Source organism: Pseudoalteromonas sp. J2K-J979 (genome assembly GCF_058169715.2).
In genome coordinates this window covers 778,543-801,421 of the sequence record NZ_CM200281.1, presented here as the reverse complement: position 1 = coordinate 801,421, position 22,879 = coordinate 778,543, and the positions used below count along the sequence as shown (strand labels likewise).

Sequence of the window (22,879 nt, the reverse complement as noted above, 5' to 3'; positions counted from 1 at the left end):
AACATGCCAAAATGTGAGCCGTTAGATGCTAAACCTTCGCCAAAAAATCACAGTCCCCATTATTGCAGGGATCAGTTGTATTTTAGCTGTTACCTTCTTTAGTATTTTCAAGCTCGAAGATCAACTCTTTGCATATCGTAGCCTTATCAGTCAACAAGTAACTCAAGCAGAAGCGATTTCCAATTTACACCTCACTTTTAAAGACCAAGTTCAAGCATGGAAAAATTTATTGATAAGGGGTCAAGATACTAAAGAAGCACAGCGATATTGGCAGCAAGTCACGCAACTGAACAGCATGATTACTCGAAACCTTCAACTAGCGGTTAATCAAAGCACACAAGAAGACATCACCAGTCTACTTTTAGCTTTTTCAACAGAGCATCAAAATATATTTATCGCCTATCAAAGTGCATATCAGGATTTTTCGACTCATAAAAACACCCAAAAGTCCGATGCGCTAGTTAGGGGAAAAGATCGCACTGCCAGCGAACTTTTATCACAAGCAAATCAACTAATTCACCAGCAGGTGAATGCTGAAAAAGCCCAACTCAAATCTCAGCAAATACTAATAACTATTATAATCCCTGCCATTAGCATCGTATTATCTATTCTCTTTATCACTTGTATAATCGTAATTTTAAGACGCTCAATTATCACTCCGCTGAGCCGCCTCATTGAAAATATGAACCAGATTGCTAAAGGGCAATATGACATTGTGATTAGCTATAACAAAGACGATGAACTCGGTCAGCTTAGAAATGCGGGCAATGAGATTAAAAACCACATCGGCGAATCTGTCTCTAATATCTCCATCGTGAAGCAAGAAGTTGAAGAAGCTTTTTCTGAACTTGAAAAAATAAGCATTCAAATATCTGATGGCGCTCAAGCGCAAATGATTTGCACCCAAGATATGGAAGAAGCAATGCTTGGTCTTATGGATATTGCCTGTAAACTCGAACAAAGCAGTCAAAGCTCAATGGCATCGACACAAAAAGTTACGGCTATGTCGCAAAACTGTGATCAAATCATCGATCAAACCGTTTCGGGTATGGACAACTTAGTCCGTGGGATGGAAGAAACAACCAAAATAATTAAAGAGTTAGAGTCACAAACGATTGGTATTAGTAGTGTGTTAGAAGTTATTACCTCTATTGCCGAGCAAACAAACTTACTCGCACTCAATGCAGCCATAGAAGCGGCACGAGCCGGAGAGGCAGGCCGTGGATTTGCAGTCGTTGCTGACGAAGTCCGCAGCCTTGCAACAAAAACTCAAGAATCAACTCTTAGTATTAATACCATTATTTTATCGTTACAGTCGAGTTCTCAAAAAGCCGTTAATGCCATGGAACAAGAGGTCGTCATCAGTCAAAAAAATGCAGCACAAACTGCACACGCTAAAACAGCCTTAGGCGATATAATCAACGAAATGAATACCATGACACAGGACAATCAAGGGGTGGCACAGCTCGCCGGCCAACAAATTACCATTAGCGAACAACTCAACCAAAACCTAAAATTATTAAAGGAGTTGTCTGAAAGCTACACCAGCATCGCCCAAAGTGACACAGTAAGCAACGCTGTTGAAAACGCCACTTCAGACTTACAGAAGATGGTTAACAACCTAACGGGTAACTTATCTCACCAGCAACCCGAATTGTTTTAAAAATTAAAATCACATAAAAAACTTGCATTACCGAAGACGAACAGGTAAATTCTCATCCTTGGTTTATCACTACTACCTCTCAGTGTTAAAATCTAGTTGTAATGCCCCTTCTTACCCTGATCCAGTAAGCCAGCATTAAAAAATCGAAAAGCTGAATTATTGTACGGCGAAAAATAGTAACGCATCGTTCGTTATTAAATAAAATCCATGTTAGAGAACACTACGGTGTTTGGAAAGATCGTCAAAACTGTATTGAAGCTTATTTTAAAATTTTGTTCAGCCATATTGCTGAAAGCATATTTATTGTGAGTTTTCTATGTCATATACATATAACGGGTCATTGATCCAAATAGCACATCCAGTGCAATCAATTTCTGTAAATAAAAGCAATGTAATATTTGCTGATAAATCGGGACAAAAAAACACTCGATTTGCTTCGACAAGTGAAGCGCGACTGTTTGTAAAATGGCTTAAAAGCAACTAAACACAAACAGATTTACAGCATAAAAAACGCAAGCAAACGCTTGCGTTTTTTATGCTAAATAAACTAAATCCATTTTTTAAAACGAAAATACCCCGCCAACCCTAAAGTAAGCGCCACCAGTAAGCCAACAAAAATTGTAAATGCGTATGGGTTTTCCACCCCAGGAACACCGCCAATGTTTATTCCTAATAAACCAGTTAAAAAACCTAAAGGTAAGAAAATAGCCGCGACAATTGACATAATGTACATACGTTTATTCACTTGCTCAGAAATTACATTCGCAATTTCTTCATATACAATTTGTGCTCTTTCTATGGCCATATCTAGTTCTTCAATAAAACGCGTTAGATGATTGATACTTTCAGTCAAATGCTGCTCTTCATTTGCATCAAACCAAGGGTGTTTAGCAGATAAAAATTGCTTCAATGCATCCCGTTGCGGTTTGATGTAACGTTTCAAAGTAATTGTCTGCCGGCGAATTTGTGATAACTCTTGATGTGAATGGCTACTTTGCCCAGTAACTAGCTCTTGCTCAAAGCTATCTAGTTTTTCATCTAGGTTATCGATTACATTTTCCATTCGACTGATTAATCCCAGCGACAATTGACTGATTATTTGTGAAATTGACTGAGGTCCTTCACCTGATAGTAGCTTTTCTTTTAAATGATTAACTGACAATAAACGCCGCTTTCGAGTACTGATTAATTTATGTTCATCGGCATAAATGCGGATAGACACCATGTCTTCAGGCGTTTGCTCGGGATTCAAATTTACTCCTCGTAGAAATAATAAACAGCCTTGATCTGTTATTATCGAACGAGGTCGTGTTTCTCCAGCAAGTAAAGAGTCACGAACCAGCGAGGGAAGCTGTAGCTTTTCCCTAATCCAATAAGTACTATCAGATTGCCCATAATCGAAGTGCAGCCATAACTTACCATCCGAGGGCTGCCAACGTTCCACTTGGTCCGCTGTTAACTCTACAGCGCCACCATCGCCATTTAACAATAATGCATGCACCAGACTCGATGTCATTATTCTTCCTTTAAATTAAATACATAAACAACATTCTCTAAGTTATACTCTAGTAAGTCAAAACGCCTAGTTTTTTCAGATAATTTTTATGTTTCATACTTTTAAGAGGATTCGGCATGAATGATAAATTTATGGTTGGCTGGCGTGAATGGGTCGCTTTACCACATTTAGGCATTACAAAAATTAAGGCTAAAGTTGATACAGGTGCCCGTACATCTTGCTTACATGCATTTAAAGTTGAGCCTTTTGAAAAAGATGACTCACAATGGGTCCGTTTTTGGTTACATCCAAATCAACAAGATACGACTTTTGAAATCGTCTCCGAAGCAAAAGTCATTGATATTCGAGAGGTCACAGATTCCGGCGGACATACCGAGAATCGCTTTGTAATATCAACAGATTTACACATTAACAATCAATCTTTTCCTATTGAAATAACTTTGACTAATAGAGAAAACATGATGTTTAGAATGCTATTAGGACGCACAGCAATGAACGGTAAAATAACCGTTGATCCTCACGCTTCCTACCTCACTCAATTTAAGGAACAAACACTATGAAAATAGGTATTTTATCTCGTAATAAAAACCTTTATTCAACTCGCCGCTTAATCGAAGCTGCAGAACAAAAAGGCCATGAAGTTAAAGTTATTGATGCACTGCGTTGCTACATGAACATTAATTCCGATAAGCCTGAAATTCACTTTAAAGGTGAAAACCTCACTGATTTTGGTGCGATTATCCCACGCATTGGTTCATCAATCACTTTCTATGGCTGTGCCGTATTACGCCAATTCGAAATGATGGGCGTTTACCCAGTCAATGAATCAGTCGCAATTTCACGCTCTCGTGACAAATTACGTTCTTTACAACTTCTTTCTCGCAAAGGTATTGGCATGCCAGTCACTGGCTTTGCGAGTAAAGCCGATGACATTAAAGATTTATTGTCTATGGTCGGTGGTGCACCTGTGGTTATTAAATTACTAGAAGGTACCCAAGGGATCGGTGTGGTATTAGCTGATACACGAAAAGCGGCAGAAAGTGTGTTAGAAGCCTTTATGGGGCTTAAAGCTAATATTATGGTTCAAGAATACATTAAAGAAGCGGGCGGCGCTGACATTCGCTGTTTCGTTATCGGTGATAAAGTAATTGCCGCAATGAAACGCCAAGCACAAGAAGGTGAGTTCCGTTCAAATCTTCACCGAGGTGGTAGCGCCTCGTTAGTTAAAATCACCCCTGAAGAGCGCAAAACGGCTGTTGATGCTGCAAAAGCAATGGGGCTAAATGTTGCAGGTGTTGATCTCCTTCGTTCAAGCAGAGGGCCTTTAGTGATGGAAGTAAACTCTTCTCCGGGTCTTGAAGGTATTGAAACAGCTACTGGAAAAGATATCGCTGGGATGGTCATCGACTTTATCGTAAAAAATGCCGCATCGAAAAAAACGGCGACGCGTGGAAAAGGCTAATCGACCAAAAATTTAAAATAAAAAAGGCCTGAGGGCCTTTTTTATTGTCATCCTAAAATTTATATTGATAGGTTAACCTCAACTGCCTTCCGTGCCCTGGAACTTCGCCATTTTTAACTCGGGGATCAAACACAACATAACCCTTATCGAGTAAATTAATCCCTTTTAAGCTGATTTTATGCACTGGCGTCAACTGCCATTGAATACTCCCTCCAAACAGCAGATAACTCGATTGCTCAAACCGCCCCCCTTGTTCAAGCTCAACGTCAACACTATCGCGCCAATTAGCATTCAAACTCATAAGTAAATTATCAAATCGATACGTAATAAAACTAGAAGCAAAGTTTTTAAAACTCGCATTCTCTGGCTCATCTAACAAATGAGTCCCATTTATCCCCCACTCTAAGCCACTCGAAAACTGCCAAGAGACGGTACTTTCAACCCCTTGAATTCGCTTATCTATCGAGTTCGCAAACGTAAACTCGGCATCATTATTCGGTGCAGGAACTTTATTAATAAAATCAGTGAGGTTATTTTGAAATGCGACCACCTCAGCGCTGAATGTTGTGTCGTTAAATTGCCAAACTAATTCTGTTGTTTTAACAAACTCAGAGGTCAAATTAGGATTGCCCGTTGTCACATCGTCATTGGAATACAGCTCATTTGTTACCGGGGTTCTAAACGACTCACCATACTGTAACTTTAAGGTATGCTGTTGCAAGCCACTATATACAAAAGCAAAACGAGGTGAAACATTGCTTTCTATGCCAAGTACATCATCAAACCTAGCACCAAAGAAAACGGTTAAATCTTTGTTATAGCGCCATTTTATTTGGCCATAGAGACTATTTTGGTCGATGGCTTGTTTGAGCATTTCATAATCACTGAATTCTTGGATCTTTTGACCTTGCGGATGATAAAATTGCTCTGACAACGTAATTTGACCATTTTCTAAATCAAAATAGTTACTATAAACACCAGCTTGAAATTGATCCGCTTTTCGTAATTCAAACCCAGCGGCGAGATCCAAAGATCCAGTTAAATTTCGCGTATAGTCACTACTAACTGTCAGTTCTCGGGTTCGCCAATACGGACCGACTAAAAAATCATGATCCACTACACCAGCCTCTGCAGGCAAAACCATGCCTAAGCTCGCTATTTCATGTAGACCATAAAAAATCTTAGAGGTTAAGCTCGACCCTTCGTCTTGCCACCAATGATAATTCACACTTAAGTAAGTATTTTCACTTTTGTGTTTATTATCTTCAGAGTAACCACCTAAATTAATAAACTGCTCTAAATGTGTTTGATTAAATCGCCCATTAATCTGCCACTGCCCGACCGTCACCCCCAACTCTGCGTACACAGATTCTAAAGGGTCACGTACTCCTTGGTGCTGTTCTCCAGCTTGGCGATCAAGTGCCAAATTAACAAATGCTGTTGCATCCTGAGTGAGTTGCTGATGCCAATTTGCAGAGACTTGCCACAAGCCATGCTCCCCAACTCCTAAGTTGACATTATTTGCTTGCTTTTGAGTAATAATGTTCATCACTCCCAAGAATGCATTGCTTCCATACAACGCAGAGCCCGGCCCCCGAATAAACTCGACCTTTTCAATTATTGCGGTTGGAATAAATGGCGTGTAAACCGATGCTTTACCAAATGAGACTTCGTTTAACCGTTCACCATTGATCATCATTAAGATGTATCCGCTGTCTAAATACACCCCTCTTGCATGATCTTTAGGTACGGCTCCGACCCAATCACCTCGGGTAGATTGAAAACCGGGGATAAAATTAATCAAATCATACGCATTATTCACTGCTAAGTTTTCTATTTGTTGTTTAGAAAACACAGTAATAGAAGAAGGAACTGATTGCAGCGTTTCACTTGTTTTACTGGCCAAATCAATATTGACGTCCAATAACTGCTCAAAACTAAGATCAAAAATATCTTCTGTACCAGATGAGGCTAGGCAAAGAGCGGGAAACAATAAAGGAAAAATGATGAGTGCTTTAATAACTGCAACCTCTTAAACGACACTTAATTAAAAAGTATCAAAAATTTAACAATAATCAAACATTAAAAGTAAAACGAGATAGTTAATCAGATGCATGACGCTATTTATTCAACTTATTGACCCTTTTCTTCTCAATGAGCTGATTCACATAGGGCTTTTTTACCACTTTAGGGGTTCGATTGAGAATCATCACAGGTCTGACGACAAATAAGTTGTTCGGATATAAAATTCGATGCCCTTCTGCATGCTCTAAAATTACATTCATCAATCCCATCTCAACCACTTTACCTTCAACAAAGTTAGCACCATCGATTACTCTCACCCAATAACCAACTCGACAATCATTTTGAATAAACATTAATAAGAACGACGTTAAATTACTTAGTAGCGACCAAGCTGCAAATAAAGCAACTCCTAACATTGCAAATAAAGAGGAACCTAAGACTAATAAGCCCCGTAACTCAATTCCCCAAAAAACCAACACTAAGCACATCATGACAAAGGCCAAAATAATTGTAAGCAACAATTCTGCCCGGTATTGGCGATGAGGATCGATCCGCCCCTTAACCATATTGGCTAAAAGGTTTTTTTGTAACTTGACCAATATCGGAAAAAGTAAGAGTGCAAAAATAGTAACTAACAATTTATATTGCTCAATTACAAGTTCAACAAGTGTCATAAACATTCGCAGCAATACCCAATAATTTATAGAGGTTGATTATAATCTTTTAAACACTAATCATGATATAAAATGACGAATTTAAATAAAATAAGCTTTTGTTTTTAATTATAAATAAATCTACACTGGATAAAAACAACCCGAGTTTAGATTTATGACATTAATGCAACGTGTGTACTATGTAATACTCAGTCTAGGAAACATACTCACGCTTTCATTTTTTGGGTACTGGCCAAGTAAAACCACCGCCCTGCTTTTATTTTTCACTATGACTTATTCGCTAGTCGGATTCTACGACCTTAAATATAGTAAACACAGCTTAAACCGCCTTTATCCTGTAGTAGCTTATATCCGCTATTTCCTTGAATCATTTCGAGGTGAAATCCAACAATATTTTATTGCCAGTAACACAGAAGAAACACCTTTTAATCGCGAACAACGCTCACTTGTCTATCAGCGCTCAAAAAATGTTAGAGATACTATTGCGTTTGGCACACAGCAAGATTTAATGGCCACCAATTATTTAAGCCTGTGGCACTCTCTTAGCCCCACTAAAGTCAGCGAGCAACACCGCAGAATTCTCATCGGTGGACCTGACTGCCTGCAACCATACTGCGCTGATTACTTAAATATCTCAGCCATGAGCTTTGGTGCTTTAAGTGCAAATGCAATCGAAGCACTCAATTTAGGAGCCAAAATTGGCGGCTTTTATCACAACACAGGTGAAGGTGGGGTTAGCCCCTATCACCTCAAACATGGAGGAGATTTAGTCTGGCAAATTGGCTCTGGGATGTTTGGCTGTCGTAATGACGAAGGACAATTTGATTGCGAAAAGTTCACTGCTATGGCACTCAAGCCGCAAATAAAAATGATTGAAATAAAGCTCAGCCAAGGTGCAAAACCTGGCCATGGAGGAGTACTACCCAAGGCAAAAATCACAGCTGAGATCGCTAAAATTAGAGGTATCAATACCCATCAAGATTGCGTATCTCCCGCTGTCAATCCTGCATGTGAAACCCCTAAAGAATTATTGGCATTTGTAAAACGCCTGCGTGAACTGAGTAAAGGAAAACCGATTGGTTTTAAGTTGTGCATTGGTAATCCTGCAGAGTTTCTTGCTATTTGTAAGGCGATGCTTGAAACTCAAATTTTTCCTGACTTTATTACTATTGATGGGGCTGAAGGAGGTACTGGAGCCGCACCTGTCGAGTTTTCAAACCGGCTAGGTTTAACATGCTTAGAGAGTTTATACTTGGTCAATAGCGCACTCATTGGTTGCGGTATTCGCGATAAAATTACTTTAATTGGGGCAGGAAAAACAGCTTCAAGCTTTGATATTTTATCAAAAATTGCAGTAGGCGCCGATGTTGTAAATGCTGCGCGGACGATGATGATGGCTTTGGGCTGTATTCAATCATTAAGTTGTAATACCAACATGTGCCCAACTGGCATTGCTACACAAGATGATGCCCGCGGCAAGGCAATTGATGTCCCAGTCAAATCTCAACGGGTTGCTAACTTTCAACGTAATACGCTGCATAACTTTTTTGAATTAGTCGCTAGTATGGGGCTTGATAGCCCGAACAAACTCTCTCCTGAGATGCTTAAAAGGCGCACTCAAAATGGTTTACTACTCTCATACGGCGCGCTCGTTCCGACTTTAAAAGATAAGGCATTCGTTAATAATACACCTCTCGATTATCCCTGGTCACAATGGTGGCCTAATGCATCGAGCGAGCAATATAAAGTTGATGAATGCGATATGCTTAAACCCCCGAAGATAGATATCAGAGAACATCTATAATCAACTGACCGCTTACCCGTCATATCAATGATTAGGATAGCAATGGCAGCCTATCGACTTAGGTAGGAGCCTGCATGTACTAAAAACAATTTATGGTTTATTTCTGCGCGCGCGGTTTCCTGTTTTTTGACCAAAACTGCGCTTCTTAGCGCGGCGTTTTTGCGCAGATTTAGTGTTTTTACGATCGTCAGCAGGGGCTTTTGTTAAGTCAGGTTCGTAACCAGGAAGCCATTGCTGAGGTAACCGTTGATCTAGCACCGCTTCAATCTCTTCGAGTAACCAATTTTCATCAACGCTTAATAAAGAAATCGCAGTCCCCTTTTCCCCTGCACGGCCCGTGCGACCAATACGATGAATGTAATCTTCGGCAATGTATGGAAGCTCATAATTAATAACATATTGTAGTTGCTGAATATCAATTCCTCGCGCAGCGACATCCGTCGCAACCAACACACGTGTTTTACCTTCTTTGAATTCAGTGAGCGCTTTATCACGTACACCTTGGGACTTATCGCCATGAATCGCCAGAGTTTTCAAGCCATCTTTACACATCTCTTTGGCCAATTCGTCAGCGGTTTGCTTAGTACGGGTAAACACTAATACCTGCTGCCAATTTTTAGCGCCGATCAAATGCGATATCAGCTCACGTTTCCGATCCGCATCAACAGCATAAACAATTTGCTCAACTTCTGTTGCTGCGGTGTTACGTTGGTCGACCTCGATTAACACGGGTTCTTTGAGCAATGTTTTACTCAATGCAAAAATAGCGTTATCAAACGTGGCTGAGAATAATAAGGTTTGACGGTTTTTTGGTAAACGACGCAAAATATTCTTAATTTCATCAATGAAGCCCATATCCAGCATACGATCGGCTTCATCAAAGACTAAATATTGAATCTGACTTAAACTCACAGTGCCCTTGACCAAATGATCGAGTAATCGCCCAGGAGTGGCGACCAGCACATCAACACCAGATTTAACAGCTTTGATTTGCTCACCAATACTCACCCCACCATAAACAAGTGTGGTGTTTAGCTTGCTATGCTGGCTATACTTTTCAAAACTTGCTTGCACCTGCTGGGCGAGTTCACGGGTTGGCGTTAAGATTAACGCCCGCAGCTGTGAATCTGGCAATGCTTGCTCTGATAGTTTTTGTAAAATGGGTAATGCGAATGCAGCTGTTTTTCCTGTGCCTGTTTGCGCACCGGCCATTACATCTTTACCGGCTAATATTTTTGGAATAGCTTCGGCTTGGATCGGGGTTGGAGCATGGTATCCACATTCTGTTAATGCGGTTAAAAACTCAGGGTTTAATCCTAATGCTGCAAATGACATAGCTAACTTATTTGAAATTCTAATTGAATGTCATTTTAACAGATAAAGTGAGGTTTTCAGCGACAAAAAAGACGCTCTTCGCGCCTTTTTTATAGAATGGAGCACTTAACAAAACATTACGGCTTAAGTGTTTCTTTTCGTTGATTATAAAAAGCGATTAACTCATCAACCGTATCTTGGCAATACTCACGAATTCCCGACACTAACATGCGTTTTTCACCAGTGCCAACTAGCTCACCATTTTCTAGCAAATTAAAACGAAGCAATATTTTCCCTCGCTTGCCATTGAGTTCAAACTGCGGGTCAGCGAATTCTAACGTAGGAGCTTTAATATTCAGATGATTTAAATCTATCGACATAGATTCATAAATCACCATTGGTCGTGATGGATTGATCATCACATCCTGTTTCCCCATCAAAGGGATGATTACGTGAGGAAAGGTCGTGCCTGAAAACTCAACATAGTTTTTAATAAGGCTGTCGGTAAGTGCATTACAGGTCGATGTTGCACCTGAGCGCTCGACCGATAAATACACTTTTTCACCATCGGTTAAATCAAATTTATCAGCACCTTGCGGCATAATCAATTCAACAGTTTCATCGACCATCCCAGAAAAAGTGAAGTGCATTTTCTCACTGATCCCAAATTTATTAAGTATCAATGAAAATAATAAATCCCCAGGAACACAAAACTTTTTCGCATCAACATCATGCAATGGATTAAAGTCATCTGCGACGCGCTTCGCAAAGCGGCTGCCTTGCTCGCGACTAATAGTGATACGATCACCTGACTGCTGATAATAGCTACTTAACATACATTACTACTTCATAATTTATAACCGACGCATTCTAACAGCCATCTGACTGCAAAGAGGTCGAATCTGTTAATCAAGCCCTCAGCTACTGATTAAAGTAGCAGCGCTGTTTATTCACAAAAAAAGCGATGTAAACATCGCTTTTTTTCTTTTATTTTGCAGCTAAGTAAGCTTGATATGATTTTTCAAGTTTTTTTGCTTGCTTCTTCGAAACCCCAATATGTCCTAATGCAACACGTAAACGAGCGCGAGACATATCTGAACCCAAAATCTCCATCGCATCGACCACCGAAGTCGATGATGTTTTGCCTGTTATGGCTACAAAAATAGGCTCTAAGAAATCTTTGATTTTCAGTTCATGGTGCGTTGCTACCTGCTTAGCAATAGCAAAGATCTCACTTTTATCCCAAACTCTTAAAACTTCAAGTTCCCAAATAAAAACTTGGAGTGCTTCACGGATTACATCTTCTTCTACTTTACCTGCAGTTAATAGAGCAGGATCATAACTTGGCATTCCTGCAACAAAATGACCTGCAAGCTCAACCATATCTGATAACGTATTAATACGCGTTTTTGCTTGACCGATGACTTTAGCCATTAATTCAGGGTTATATTTCCACTCGAAAAAACGCTGCATTAGCTGCTCATCGCTCAAGTCTTCACGGATCCACAAGCCATTTAGCCAATTTAATTTATCGATATCAAAAATAGGCCCACCTAGAGAGACACGTTTCATATCGAAATGCTCAATCATCTGCGCTAACGAGAACTTTTCACGTTCATCAGGCATGGACCAACCCATACGGCCTAAGTAGTTCAATAAAGCTTCAGGTAAAAAGCCCATTTCTTTGTAATAATTGATCGACGTCGGGTTTTTACGTTTGGATAACTTTGACTTATCAGGGTTACGGAGCAGAGGTAAATGACCCAAAGTCGGTGGTGTCCAGCCAAAATCGTCATATAACTTCAATAATTTTGGTGCAGAATTAATCCACTCCTCACCACGGAAGATATGACTGATTTGCATGTGGTGATCATCAACCACATTGGCTAAGAAGTAAGTGGGGAAACCATCTGCTTTTAACAGCACTTGCATGTCAACATTTTCCCAAGGGATTTCAATGTCACCGCGTAAATAATCTTCAAAAACAAAAGTGCCTTCTGTCGGGATTTTCATGCGTATAACATACGGCTTACCCGCTGCTAAGTTCGCTTTAATTTCATCTTCAGAAAGCCTTAAGCCACGACCATCGTATTGGGGGCGAAGACCTTCGGCCACTTGCGCATCACGCATTGCATCTAGCTCTTCGCTCGTTGCAAAACAATAGAACGCTTTGCCATTTTCAACTAATTGATGTGCATACTTTTTATATAAATCGCTGCGTTCAGACTGACGATAAGGACCAAATTCACCACCTACGTCAGGGCCATGATCCCAATTAAGGCCCAACCATTTGAGACTATCCATAATCGCTTGCTCTGACTCTCGAGTACTGCGAACTTGGTCTGTATCTTCTATGCGAAGCACAAACTCTCCACCTTGCTGTTTTGCAAAGCAGTAGTTAAAAAGTGCAATATAGGCTGTGCCTAAGTGCGGGTCACCTGTTGGGGATGGCGCAACACGAGTGCGAATAGTCATCTTTTAAATCTCTAAAAAGTAAGTCTGTATTGGTCGCGAAGAGTAGCATAAAGTCCGATAAAATCGTAGAGATATTACGACTCACTATATATTTTAAAATGCACAAAAAAGCCGCAATATAGACATTGCGGCTGAATTAGCTTAAGTCTCAATTATACTTTAAATTCAGCAATTAGCTGTTCTAATTGCTTCACTTTACCACCTAATGCAATCGCAGTTTTTTCTGCACTTGCAGTTTGGTTGACGGAGTCATTCGCGATATCACTAATAGTTGTAATATCTTGGGTTATTTCTTTAGTGACCGCAGTTTGCTCCTCTGCTGCACTGGCAATAGATTGGATCATATCATTGACAACTGCCGCAAGCTCTACAATTCGGCCTAGCGCATCGCCAGCAGCACGACTATGCTCAACACCTTCAGACACGGCTTCCGTACCTCGTTGCATCCGTGATACTGCGGTTTCAGTTTCTTGTTGTATAGCTGTGATTGAATCAGAGACTTCTTTAGTCGCTTTGGCTGTACGCTCTGCTAAACCCCGGACCTCATCTGCTACCACCGCAAAACCTCTGCCAGCCTCACCAGCCCGAGCGGCTTCAATTGCCGCATTTAATGCTAACAAATTGGTTTGCTCTGCAATCGAGGTGATAACACTGATAACTTGACCAATCTCAACACTTCTCTCGCCTAAGCTACTCACTGTATTGGCTATTTCTTCCATCAAATCAGCGACGCGCTGCGAGCTTTGCACGGCATTGCTCATTATTACACCGCCTTCAGAGGCAGCACGACCGGCTTCACTCGCTTGACCTGCCGCTTCTTGGGTTTGTGTTGCAACATCATTCACTGTCGCGGTCATTTCCTCAGACGCTGCAGCTATCTGATGAGATTTTGAAGCTTGCTCTTGGCTCCCTGCATTAATCTGTTGACTCGAATTGGTCAAGGTTTGGCTGGCCTCTGATACCCCTTGAGCCACAAAGCTAATTTCTTTAATTAAACGCTGTAACGCACTTTGCATGTCGTTAATCGAAATCGCCAGTTCACCTAATTCATCTTCATGCGTAACTTCAATCGCCGTTAAGGACAAGTCACCTTTTGCAATTTGACCCGCATGATTCGTTAAGCGTTTTAACCTAAAGGTAATGCTGGTTGACAGTTTCCAAGCGATCACACAACCGATTAGAATCGCCAAAAAGGTGGTAATAAAAAGTGTATTTGTTGCAGTGCTAAGCGCCTCTTTTAAAGTCGCAACACCGGTTTTGGCTTCATTAATTTCATCATCTGAGGCCGCTTCTAATTCATCTTCAATATCTGCTAAATAGACTTTACCCGCTTTAAATAATGCTTGTTGAGCATTTATCTTTGCTGAAGGCACTAAAGTAGAAAAAACTTCTTGTGAATTTTGAATGATAGTTTGCTTTAAACTCACGATAGATTGAAATGTCTGAGGCGAGATTAACCCTTGAAGTTTATCAAGATAACGTTGATATTCTCTGGCGTCTTCTTCAAAATCTTGTTTTGCCCCATCATCCCCTGTCACATACTTTCCTAAATAGGTCAATAAATCATCAGTTTCATCTTCAATCTCGAGAATATATCTGAGTAGTTCAACATTCTCTTTCGTTAATTGCTCATCCACAGAGTTAAGAGCCGCATTTTTTTGCGTTGTTAATAATGCTTTAAGTTGCCCACCAACTTCAAAGCGGGTGGTTTGATACAAGGCTAATGCATCCACCTCTCGTTGATATGAATACACATCAAACACATTTTTTTCGATTTCCTGCTTGTATTTTTTTATATTGGTGATCGCTTTATCGAGCAGCTGGCGCTGAGCGGGGGTACTTGATTCCAATGGTACAAGTTGCTGATGATACTGTTTAAACTCTTGATAATTCGCTTCGAATTTTGACTTAGAGTTAGGACGTCCTAATGTGTAAGCCATCGCTTCTGTGGTCATATCCCCCATTTCATCAAGTAATTGTAGATACAGAAGTACCCCTGGGACATCATCTTCTGCCACTTCCGTAGCAATGTTGACGGAAGTATTTTGCTTTTGCCATACCACTAAACTAGCAATAAACATTAGCACTAATACTGTGCTAAAAGATAAATACAACACTCTTCCTATTGATAATTTCAAAGTACATTCCTCTTTTTAATACTTATAAAAGTGTTTAACCTGAAGGCAGGAGCACTTTATATCGACTCTTATAAGATATAGTTGAGTTAAATCAATAAGAAAAATATACAGCTAAAAAAAGCCCTAATTTTTTAAATGAGGGCTTTTTTCTACTAACAAGTTATTTTAAAAAACTCAATCAAGGAAAGCGCTGTTCTAAATATTGGATAATATCATTTGATTCATACAACCATGTCACTCGATCATTTTCTGCGATCCGAAGGCACGGCACTTTAACTTTTCCGCCTTGCTCAGCTAATTCTTGGCGATAGGTTTGGTCATTTTTTGCATCTCGTAGTGAAATAGTTAAATTCTGACGTTTCATAGCACGGCGAACTTTGACACAAAACGGGCACGCGTTAAATTGATACAAGGCTAATGCCTGAGTTTGCAGATCTATCGCAGCTTGCGCTTGAGGCTCTCGCTGCTGTCGTTTTGGACTAAAAATAAAATCAATTAATAAAATAATGCGGCCTAGTACCCAACGAACGAACTTCATATTTACGCTCCAAAGCAATTTATGGCGCGCACTTTACCACAAGCTAGTTAAGCGTTAAAACAATTCAGGTTCTTGATCGCCATGTTGGTGCTTAGCCAGTGTTATGGGGTCGATATCCGTAAAGTTTGACACTCTGTCACGACCATGACTTTTAGAGAAATACAGCGCTTGGTCGGCTTTTTGCACTAAAGATGGTACCATTTCAAATTGTGTTAACGGAGTAAAGCCAATGCTAATAGTCACATGCTGTACTTGAGGGAAATTAAATTTAGCCACTTTTTCACGCAATTTTTCTAACATTTCAGCTGCAAATTCAATTTTCTGACACTGAAATAAAACAGCAAACTCCTCGCCGCCATAACGAAAAATGTAATCTTCGCTCCTAAAATGATGTTTAATAATTCGAGCAATCAGCAGTAAGACCTCATCGCCAATCATGTGGCCAAAGTTATCATTCACAGACTTAAAAAAATCAATATCAAGCATCGCAAAAAACCAAATTCGGCTGTCTTGATAATCAGTGCGACGCTTTTTATACCCTTGCTCGGTGATCATTTCGAGTAATTTTAAATCAAAGGTTTGCCGATTAAGTAACTCAGTGAGAGGATCTAGTTGGCTGCGGTGAAGTAAATATAAGTGGTTGGCATAAATATTTAAGATATGAACAGCTACAGTCGTTTTATCAAAACACCGAGCTGTCGCACCTTTCGCTACCACAAAGCCAATGACTTTTCCAAAGTGGTAGACCGGAATAATAACGGTTGCTTCGTGCAGCTTTTCGCTCAATTGCAACGTGTTTTTTTTAACTTTACTTAAATATTTTAAAGATTGTTGATGAGTCAGAGTGATTGAATCGTGCCCAGGGTTAATATGCTGAGGCGCCAACTCTTCATTAATAAATTTACAAATATACACACCTATCTGACAACCAAATAAGATAGATTGCAACGCAGTAATTAAGATATGATCGAGCTGCTTTTCATCTTCTTGTTGCGTAAGAGAAATTATCCACTCATGTGCACAAGGGTAAACAAGGTTTGATGTCAAAAAAGTTCTCTTCAACTAGGCTGATTAAGTCGGGCTTTTTGCGTAAAAAAGCGTACAGCCTTAAGCATATACGCTTTTAGTATTCTCGCTAGTTTCGGATCAATCCATCACCTTGACCAATCCATTTATAGGTCGTTAAGGCTTCAAGACCCATTGGCCCGCGTGCATGTAATTTCTGAGTTGAAACCGCGACTTCAGCTCCTAAACCAAACTGGGAGCCATCGGTAAAACGCGTACTAGCATTCACATAGACCGCTGCAGAATTCACGCTCGCTACAAACTCATCTGCCGCGCTTAGGCTCTGTGTTAAAATGCCGTCAGAGTGAGCGGTGGAATGAGTGCGGATATGCGCGACTGCATCTTGAAGCTGCGCCACTATTTTGATGCCTAAGGTTAAGCTTAACCATTCCGTATCAAAATCTTCCAAGCCGGCGGGAGCTATTTGCGGTGAAATCTCCACGCTTTGTGGACACCCTTTGAGTATGACTGCTTGTTTACTGAGAGCTAAAGCTAAACTAGGTAAAAAATCCTGCGCTATCGCTTGGTGAATCAATACGGTATCGAGCGCATTGCACACACTCGGTCGTTGCACTTTTGCATTTTCAATCACTGCAATGGCTTTATCAAAATCAGCCGACTCATCCACATACAAATGACAAATACCTATCCCACCAGTAATTACAGGGATCGTGCTGTTTTCTATGCAGACTTGCTGAAGAGTTTGCCCACCACGGGGAATTATCATATCGACATATTTATCAAGTTTTAGTAATTCATAAATATACACCCGATCAGGGTCAGCGATCAGTTGCACTGCATCACGATTGATCCCGACACTCTCCAATGCCTGACCAATAATCGCCACCAGCTTCTTATTTGAATGTATGGTTTCTTTCCCACCACGTAAAATTGCAGCATTCCCCGTTTTTAATGCTAAACAGGCTATATCTATCGTGACGTTTGGTCTGGCTTCATAAATGACCCCAATTACGCCAAGTGGTACTGTTCGTTTTTTTAAATACAGGCCATTTTCAAGCTGTCGGCCTTGATACTCCTCACCAATCGGATCGCTCATTCCTATTAAACGAGCAATATCTTGGCAAATATCGGCTAACCGCTCAGGGGTTAATAATAAACGATCCAGTAAGGCTTCGCTTAACCCTTGTTCTTGGCCTGCGATAATGTCGAGCTGGTTAGCCACTAAAATCGCAGATTCTTGCTCTTTTATTTGACCCCTGATTGCTGCTAATGCGTTATTTTTATCGGCACTTGTTGCAACACTTAATTGATAACTCGCATTTTTTGATCGTTTTGCTAACTCTTCTAACATACCTGAACCTTATTGTTTAATTAATCATCAAGCAGCACTAAGTCATCTCGGTGCACTATTGCTTTGCCGTAATCGAATCCCAACTTTGCATTGATAAGCTCAGAGTGAAGTCCTTGAATTTGTGATAAGTCATCACTGCTATAACGACATAAACCACGCGCAATGATCTCGCCTTGTTCATTACAAAGCTCAACTAACTCACCACGATGAAACACACCATCAACCTGTTTTATCCCTTTGGCCAATAAACTCGAACCTTGTAATACCACGGCATCGGTAGCACCTGCATCTAAACGCAACTTGCCACTGCTAACAGGACCGGCTAGTAACCAACGTTTTCGCCCTTCTATTGGACTGCCTAATGGTTTGATCCGCGTGCCAACTGCGGTTTTGTTCACACTTTCAATAATGACATTGGGTCGATGACCCGCTGCGATGATAGTTTCAACCCCAGCTCGACGAGCAATATCCGCAGCTTGTAATTTAGTCGCCATGCCGCCAGTCCCTAGATTTGTGCCACTGCCGCCTGCTAAAGCACGAATGCGATCATCAATTTTATCGACTTCTTCAATCAGTGTTGCTTCGGGGTGATTACGTGGATCGGCCGTAAACAATCCTGGCTGATCGGTGAGTAATAACAGATGATCCGCTTGCGCTAACACAGCCGTTAACGCCGACAAATTATCGTTATCTCCCACTTTTATTTCTGCGGTTGCTACTGCATCATTTTCATTAATAATCGGGACAATATTGTGTTTAAGCAAAGCGCCGAGGGTATCGCGCGCATTAAGGTAACGCTCTCGGTCATCTAAGTCGGCGCGAGTCAGTAACATCTGCCCAACATGTATCCCATAAATATTAAAGAGCGTTTGCCACGTCAGGATCAACTGGCTTTGCCCAACAGCTGCGAGCATTTGTTTATTAGCCAAATTATTGAGATCACAACTCATGTGCAAATGCTCTTTGCCAGCGGCAACCGCACCACTTGAAACTAAAATGACCTTGTGGCCTTGTTGGCGCAATTGTGCGCATTGACGAACCAGTTCAACCATGTGCGCTTTATCAAGAGTATAACTGCCTCCTGTTAGTACACTGGTCCCCAGTTTCACCACTATGGTTTTACTGCTATTCATTGATTTCCCTCATTCTCAGTGAAGGATAGTTATATCAAAACAATGACTTTGCACAAGCTTTAATCAATGTAAAACACCAATCTCAACGCTGTTATTTAAACCATCAAATGCTACTATTTGTGCCCTTTAATTTTTTAGTCCGTATGTATGCCTGCTTCACTGTGTTTAATCATTGCCACCTTTCTCTGGGGTAGCTCATTTATTGCATTAAAATATGCTGTGGCCATTTATGATCCTGCTTTAGTGATTTTTTTACGCATGCTCACAACCCTGACTGTCTGTGTATTTTTGTGGCGCTGGGTCAAACAGTTTGAATACCAAACGGGTGACTGGAAATATTTAGTCAGCATGTCACTGGCTGAGCCTTGCCTGTATTTTTTATTCGAGGGTCACGCAATGGAGTACACTTCAGCGTCTCAGGCTGGGGTGTTGGTCTCATGTTTACCAATTATTGTGGCCTTTTTAGCTTTTTATATGCTCAAAGAGCGTTTAACTCAGGCCATTTTAGTTGGTTTTTCTTTGTGTATTGGGGGCAGTATTTTATTGACCTTAGTATCGCCACATTCAGATCAAGCCCCTAACCCACTGTTAGGAAATTTTTTAGAATTTCTCGCCATGATTTGCGCCGCTTATTACACGGTGAGCGTAAAACACCTCTGCGCTCGGTATTCGCCACTGTCTTTAATTGCACTGCAAGGGCTCAGTGGTACCGTATTTTTTGCGCCGTTTTTATTTTTTATTGAAATGCCAACACACGCCAACCACACAGCGCTGTTAAGCATTTTATATCTGGGCACCTTTGTCACTTTGGGAGGATACGGCATGTACAATTACGCAATTAGTAAGATTTCAGTGCTGACAGCCGCCGCATTTTCAAACCTCATTCCTATATTTTCATTATTACTGTCCGCGATTATTTTGCATGAAGTGCTTACCATCGCCCAGTGGCTCAGTATTGCAGTCGTGTTTTTAGGCGTTGTGATCAGCCAGCGTCACCACTCTCAGATACGTGACGATGATGATCCCTTAGGAGAGTTTGAGCAGACCGACACACCAACGTGTAAACGTTAGATTTGCTCAGTTGTGATCAGTAAACGCAGGTTTGTGCCTGCTACCACACTGTTAAATGGGTAGCAGGTTGATAGGTATACGCGTTTTTTAGCTGAGAACTGTTGTAAGAATGTGGTGTGTTCCTGATCGATAATCTCTATGTTCGTGACAACAAAATCGCGCCATTGTGCATCTTGTAGTTGTAATTTTATAGTTGTACCTAAAGATACATCTGCCAAAAAAGCAAAGTGACTATCATTATGTGCAGCCAGTAAGCTCGCGCCAGCCTCGCTTAACGGCGCCCCACCTTGAAACACTGCAGGCCCAAACGCCAAACTGGCTAAATCAGCATGAGCCAATACATATTGTTGCTGAGCAAGTGCCGGCACAACAAGGTGAGCAACCGGATGGGTATCGGCATAAAACCAAGGCTTAACAGGCTGCTGACTCACCAAACTTTGCTGCCATGCATCGGCAATCAAATACTGCGCAAGAGCTGCTTTGCCTTGCCAATAAGTCCCTTTTGCAATAAAGACAACCCCTGCGACAATCAACAACCAAATTACAACTTGTTTCACCTGCACTAGCACTGTTGACGCCTACTTCGGCATAACCCCACGCCAGACAACAAACACAACACACCAAAAATAAGCTGCCAGATACTTTGGCCATCGGTTTGTGGCAAAGACGGTGTCCACCCTTTCACAGCCATCGGCGTAATAACCGTTTCACCAGTTGCCACTTGCGACTTATTCGGGGATTGCTCAATTGCAAGTAACGCAGTAAAAGGACTTAATAACTGGTGGCGTAACGCTAGCGACAATATTTGTTGGTTGGTTGATTCCTCTTCTGCTATCTTGCCTGCACTGTCGAGTTGCAAGGCTTTTATCTTTTGTCTCGCCCACAATCTGGCAATATTATCGCCACTTGCCGCCTCGGCCAATTTAAACGTTGCGCTAAAAGGCCCATTCGCTTTTAAACCCGTAACACGAAGTTCAGACTGCCCGGGCGTTAACTTAACAGCCACCATCATTGCTTGATCAAAATACAGATCAGGAATAGGTTGCGGCCAAAAATCGAGAGCCTTGCCTTGGTTATCGACGATTTGTAATTGCTTCAATGCGGCATTCGCTAATTGGTTAAACAGATTTTTCATTTGCCACTGCACCTCACTAACATCACCAATAAAGGTAAATGTTCCCCGGCCTAACTGAGCGGCACGACTCATAAAATAGCTATTGGGCGCAGAACCAATCCCAATGCTAAAAATCCGACTGTCCCCTAAGGATTGTTTGATCTGTGCAAAGAGCTGCGCTTCATTAGACACACTGCCATCAGTCAAAAAGACTATTTGCCGTAAAAAACCAGAATGTGACTGACCATCAAGTACCGCATTAAATGCCGCGGCTATTTCTGTACCGCCCTGCGCCTCTAAACCATAAATAAAGGTACGTGCCCGCCTTAAATTAAAGTCATTTGCGGGCAGGGCCTGTTGACTAAAAGTATTCACATCTGAGTTAAACGCGATGATATTAAAACTATCTTGTGGATCTAACTGAGCCAACGCAAAAAATAATGCACTTTTCGCCTGCTCTAACGAACTACCATGCATTGAGCCTGAGGTATCAATCACAAACACCACTTCACGTGCGATGCGTTGCTGTTGTTGAAACTCTGAACTTGGCGGCATCAGCATGACTAACGCATACTCTTCGCCAGCGACTTGCTCTTTAAACACTGCGGCGCTGATCGCATTTTGCGCAGCAGGGCGAAAACGTAACACAAAATCTCGGTTGGCCTGTGTTACCTCATTTACCAAACTGATCTGATACTGCCCATTTTGCTTACGCTGCGTAATCGGATGAAAAGGAGCATGGATATCCTCCAGTGCAAACCCTAAATTTAAATCGATTTCAATCTGTTGAGTCAGCAGCGACTGTGAATGCTTTGTCACCTGTTTGAGCTGGTTTTCTAACTCGGTCAGCGGATCAGACTGCTGTAGTGAAGGCCAGTTGCCTGTTAAATCGTGATCATAAACCAGATGAGTCGGTTGATAACGCGGCGCTACCACCATAGGAAAACGGACACTAAATTGCCCTTGTTGATACTGAAGCAACTCTTGATAAACCAGCTCAACACTCACCGATTGACCCGGCTCAATATTGGCAATTTGACTCACAAATACATTCGCCCGTTTTTGCGTGACTAAACTGGCTTTTTTACCTTGTCGCTGAGCATCAGCATACTGAGATTGCGCGCGTTGTTTTTCTTCTATTTTACCAATAATCTCACGCTCCCCGACCCGCATGATAAGTTGGTACACAGCACTTTCATCAGGTAGTGGAAACACATAACGGCCATTTAGCACTTTATCCGTCGGGTTTTTAAATGTTTGTTTAACAGTTACCTTATTGATCAATCCCGTCACCGACATACGGGTCTGTGATTGGACAAATAACCCCTGCGCTTGTTCGACTCCTAAATGGTCACTTAGCACTAATTTCGGGCTACCGACACTGGGCCCGGCTACTAGCGGTTTAGGTAAACAGGCCAAAAGTAAAGCCGCGGCGCAAAACAAAGGCGTTGTATAGCGATAAATAAAAGACAATGAAGACATCGCTCGTTCCTTGATATTTAAAAGGCTTTACCTGTGCATTAAATGAATAGCGGCATTTAATGGGTTCGCGCACAGGTAAAGCAAGGAGAATGA

At 41.2% G+C, this 22,879-nt stretch carries 18 protein-coding genes; 5 read left to right on the top strand and 13 right to left on the bottom strand.

From position 1 onward, the window contains the following. Positions 1–25: 25 nt before the first annotated feature. On the top strand, positions 26–1,663 hold the full coding sequence (locus AC3KVK_RS03830) for a methyl-accepting chemotaxis protein (RefSeq protein WP_490310881.1): 1,638 nt from the start codon (positions 26–28) through the stop codon (positions 1,661–1,663). A gap of 547 nt (positions 1,664–2,210) precedes the next feature. Here the strand turns inward: AC3KVK_RS03830 and AC3KVK_RS03825 are convergent. Next, positions 2,211–3,179, bottom strand: coding sequence for a zinc transporter ZntB (locus tag AC3KVK_RS03825; protein WP_490310880.1), 969 nt, complete (start codon positions 3,177–3,179; stop codon positions 2,211–2,213). 116 nt (positions 3,180–3,295) lie between these two features. Between AC3KVK_RS03825 and AC3KVK_RS03820 the strand changes: the two genes are divergently transcribed. Both AC3KVK_RS03820 and rimK read left to right on the top strand, forming a co-directional pair. After that, positions 3,296–3,739, top strand: coding sequence for an ATP-dependent zinc protease family protein (locus tag AC3KVK_RS03820; RefSeq protein WP_490310879.1), 444 nt, complete (start codon positions 3,296–3,298; stop codon positions 3,737–3,739). Then, positions 3,736–4,641, top strand: a complete 906-nt coding sequence (rimK, locus tag AC3KVK_RS03815; RefSeq protein ID WP_490310878.1) for a 30S ribosomal protein S6--L-glutamate ligase — start codon at positions 3,736–3,738, stop codon at positions 4,639–4,641. The genes AC3KVK_RS03820 and rimK overlap by 4 nt, the downstream gene beginning before the upstream one ends. A 52-nt stretch (positions 4,642–4,693) precedes the next feature. Here rimK and AC3KVK_RS03810 read toward each other — a convergent pair whose 3' ends face one another. Together AC3KVK_RS03810 and AC3KVK_RS03805 are read right to left on the bottom strand one after the other, a co-directional pair. Next, on the bottom strand, positions 4,694–6,565 hold the full coding sequence (locus tag AC3KVK_RS03810; protein WP_490310877.1) for a TonB-dependent receptor plug domain-containing protein: 1,872 nt from the start codon (positions 6,563–6,565) through the stop codon (positions 4,694–4,696). A 196-nt stretch (positions 6,566–6,761) separates the two neighbouring features. Beyond that, positions 6,762–7,340 carry a mechanosensitive ion channel domain-containing protein gene (locus AC3KVK_RS03805; RefSeq protein WP_490310968.1) on the bottom strand — a complete coding sequence of 193 codons (579 nt, stop codon included), beginning with the start codon at positions 7,338–7,340 and terminating at the stop codon, positions 6,762–6,764. A 154-nt stretch (positions 7,341–7,494) separates the two neighbouring features. Between AC3KVK_RS03805 and AC3KVK_RS03800 the strand changes: the two genes are divergently transcribed. Next, positions 7,495–9,144 carry an FMN-binding glutamate synthase family protein gene (locus AC3KVK_RS03800; protein WP_490310876.1) on the top strand — a complete coding sequence of 550 codons (1,650 nt, stop codon included), beginning with the start codon at positions 7,495–7,497 and terminating at the stop codon, positions 9,142–9,144. 90 nt (positions 9,145–9,234) lie between these two features. On the opposite strand, the gene AC3KVK_RS03795 is transcribed toward AC3KVK_RS03800, so the two are convergent. The 8 genes from AC3KVK_RS03795 to proB all read right to left on the bottom strand — a co-directional run bounded on the left by AC3KVK_RS03795 (position 9,235) and on the right by proB (position 19,119). Beyond that, entirely contained in the window at positions 9,235–10,479 is a 1,245-nt protein-coding gene (locus tag AC3KVK_RS03795; RefSeq protein WP_490310875.1) for a DEAD/DEAH box helicase, read from the bottom strand. Positions 10,480–10,595: 116 nt separating this feature from the next. After that, complete coding sequence (locus tag AC3KVK_RS03790) at positions 10,596–11,294, bottom strand: DUF3581 family protein (protein ID WP_490310874.1); 699 nt, start codon at positions 11,292–11,294, stop codon at positions 10,596–10,598. Between the two features lie 151 nt (positions 11,295–11,445). Further along, the gene (gene gltX / locus AC3KVK_RS03785) at positions 11,446–12,933 is read right to left on the bottom strand and encodes a glutamate--tRNA ligase (protein ID WP_490310873.1); all 1,488 of its coding nucleotides are present in this window, start codon (positions 12,931–12,933) and stop codon (positions 11,446–11,448) included. Positions 12,934–13,085: 152 nt separating this feature from the next. Beyond that, positions 13,086–15,071, bottom strand: coding sequence for a methyl-accepting chemotaxis protein (locus AC3KVK_RS03780; protein WP_490310872.1), 1,986 nt, complete (start codon positions 15,069–15,071; stop codon positions 13,086–13,088). Between the two features lie 178 nt (positions 15,072–15,249). Further along, positions 15,250–15,609 carry a glutathione S-transferase N-terminal domain-containing protein gene (locus AC3KVK_RS03775; protein WP_490310871.1) on the bottom strand — a complete coding sequence of 120 codons (360 nt, stop codon included), beginning with the start codon at positions 15,607–15,609 and terminating at the stop codon, positions 15,250–15,252. A 54-nt stretch (positions 15,610–15,663) separates the two neighbouring features. After that, the gene (locus AC3KVK_RS03770; RefSeq protein WP_490310870.1) at positions 15,664–16,656 is read right to left on the bottom strand and encodes a GGDEF domain-containing protein; all 993 of its coding nucleotides are present in this window, start codon (positions 16,654–16,656) and stop codon (positions 15,664–15,666) included. Between the two features lie 88 nt (positions 16,657–16,744). Continuing rightward, the gene (locus AC3KVK_RS03765; RefSeq protein ID WP_490310869.1) at positions 16,745–17,986 is read right to left on the bottom strand and encodes a glutamate-5-semialdehyde dehydrogenase; all 1,242 of its coding nucleotides are present in this window, start codon (positions 17,984–17,986) and stop codon (positions 16,745–16,747) included. A gap of 20 nt (positions 17,987–18,006) precedes the next feature. After that, positions 18,007–19,119: a glutamate 5-kinase gene (proB, locus tag AC3KVK_RS03760; RefSeq protein ID WP_490310868.1), complete on the bottom strand. Its 1,113-nt coding sequence runs from the start codon at positions 19,117–19,119 to the stop codon at positions 18,007–18,009. 147 nt (positions 19,120–19,266) lie between these two features. Between proB and AC3KVK_RS03755 the strand changes: the two genes are divergently transcribed. After that, on the top strand, positions 19,267–20,190 hold the full coding sequence (locus tag AC3KVK_RS03755; protein WP_490310867.1) for a DMT family transporter: 924 nt from the start codon (positions 19,267–19,269) through the stop codon (positions 20,188–20,190). Here AC3KVK_RS03755 and AC3KVK_RS03750 read toward each other — a convergent pair. Both AC3KVK_RS03750 and AC3KVK_RS03745 read right to left on the bottom strand, forming a co-directional pair. Beyond that, entirely contained in the window at positions 20,187–20,759 is a 573-nt protein-coding gene (locus AC3KVK_RS03750) for a class GN sortase (protein ID WP_490310866.1), read from the bottom strand. The two genes, AC3KVK_RS03755 and AC3KVK_RS03750, sit on opposite strands and share 4 nt — an antisense overlap. After that, positions 20,753–22,786, bottom strand: coding sequence for a marine proteobacterial sortase target protein (locus AC3KVK_RS03745; RefSeq protein ID WP_490310865.1), 2,034 nt, complete (start codon positions 22,784–22,786; stop codon positions 20,753–20,755). The genes AC3KVK_RS03750 and AC3KVK_RS03745 overlap by 7 nt, the downstream gene beginning before the upstream one ends. Between the last annotated feature and the right edge of the window lie 93 nt (positions 22,787–22,879).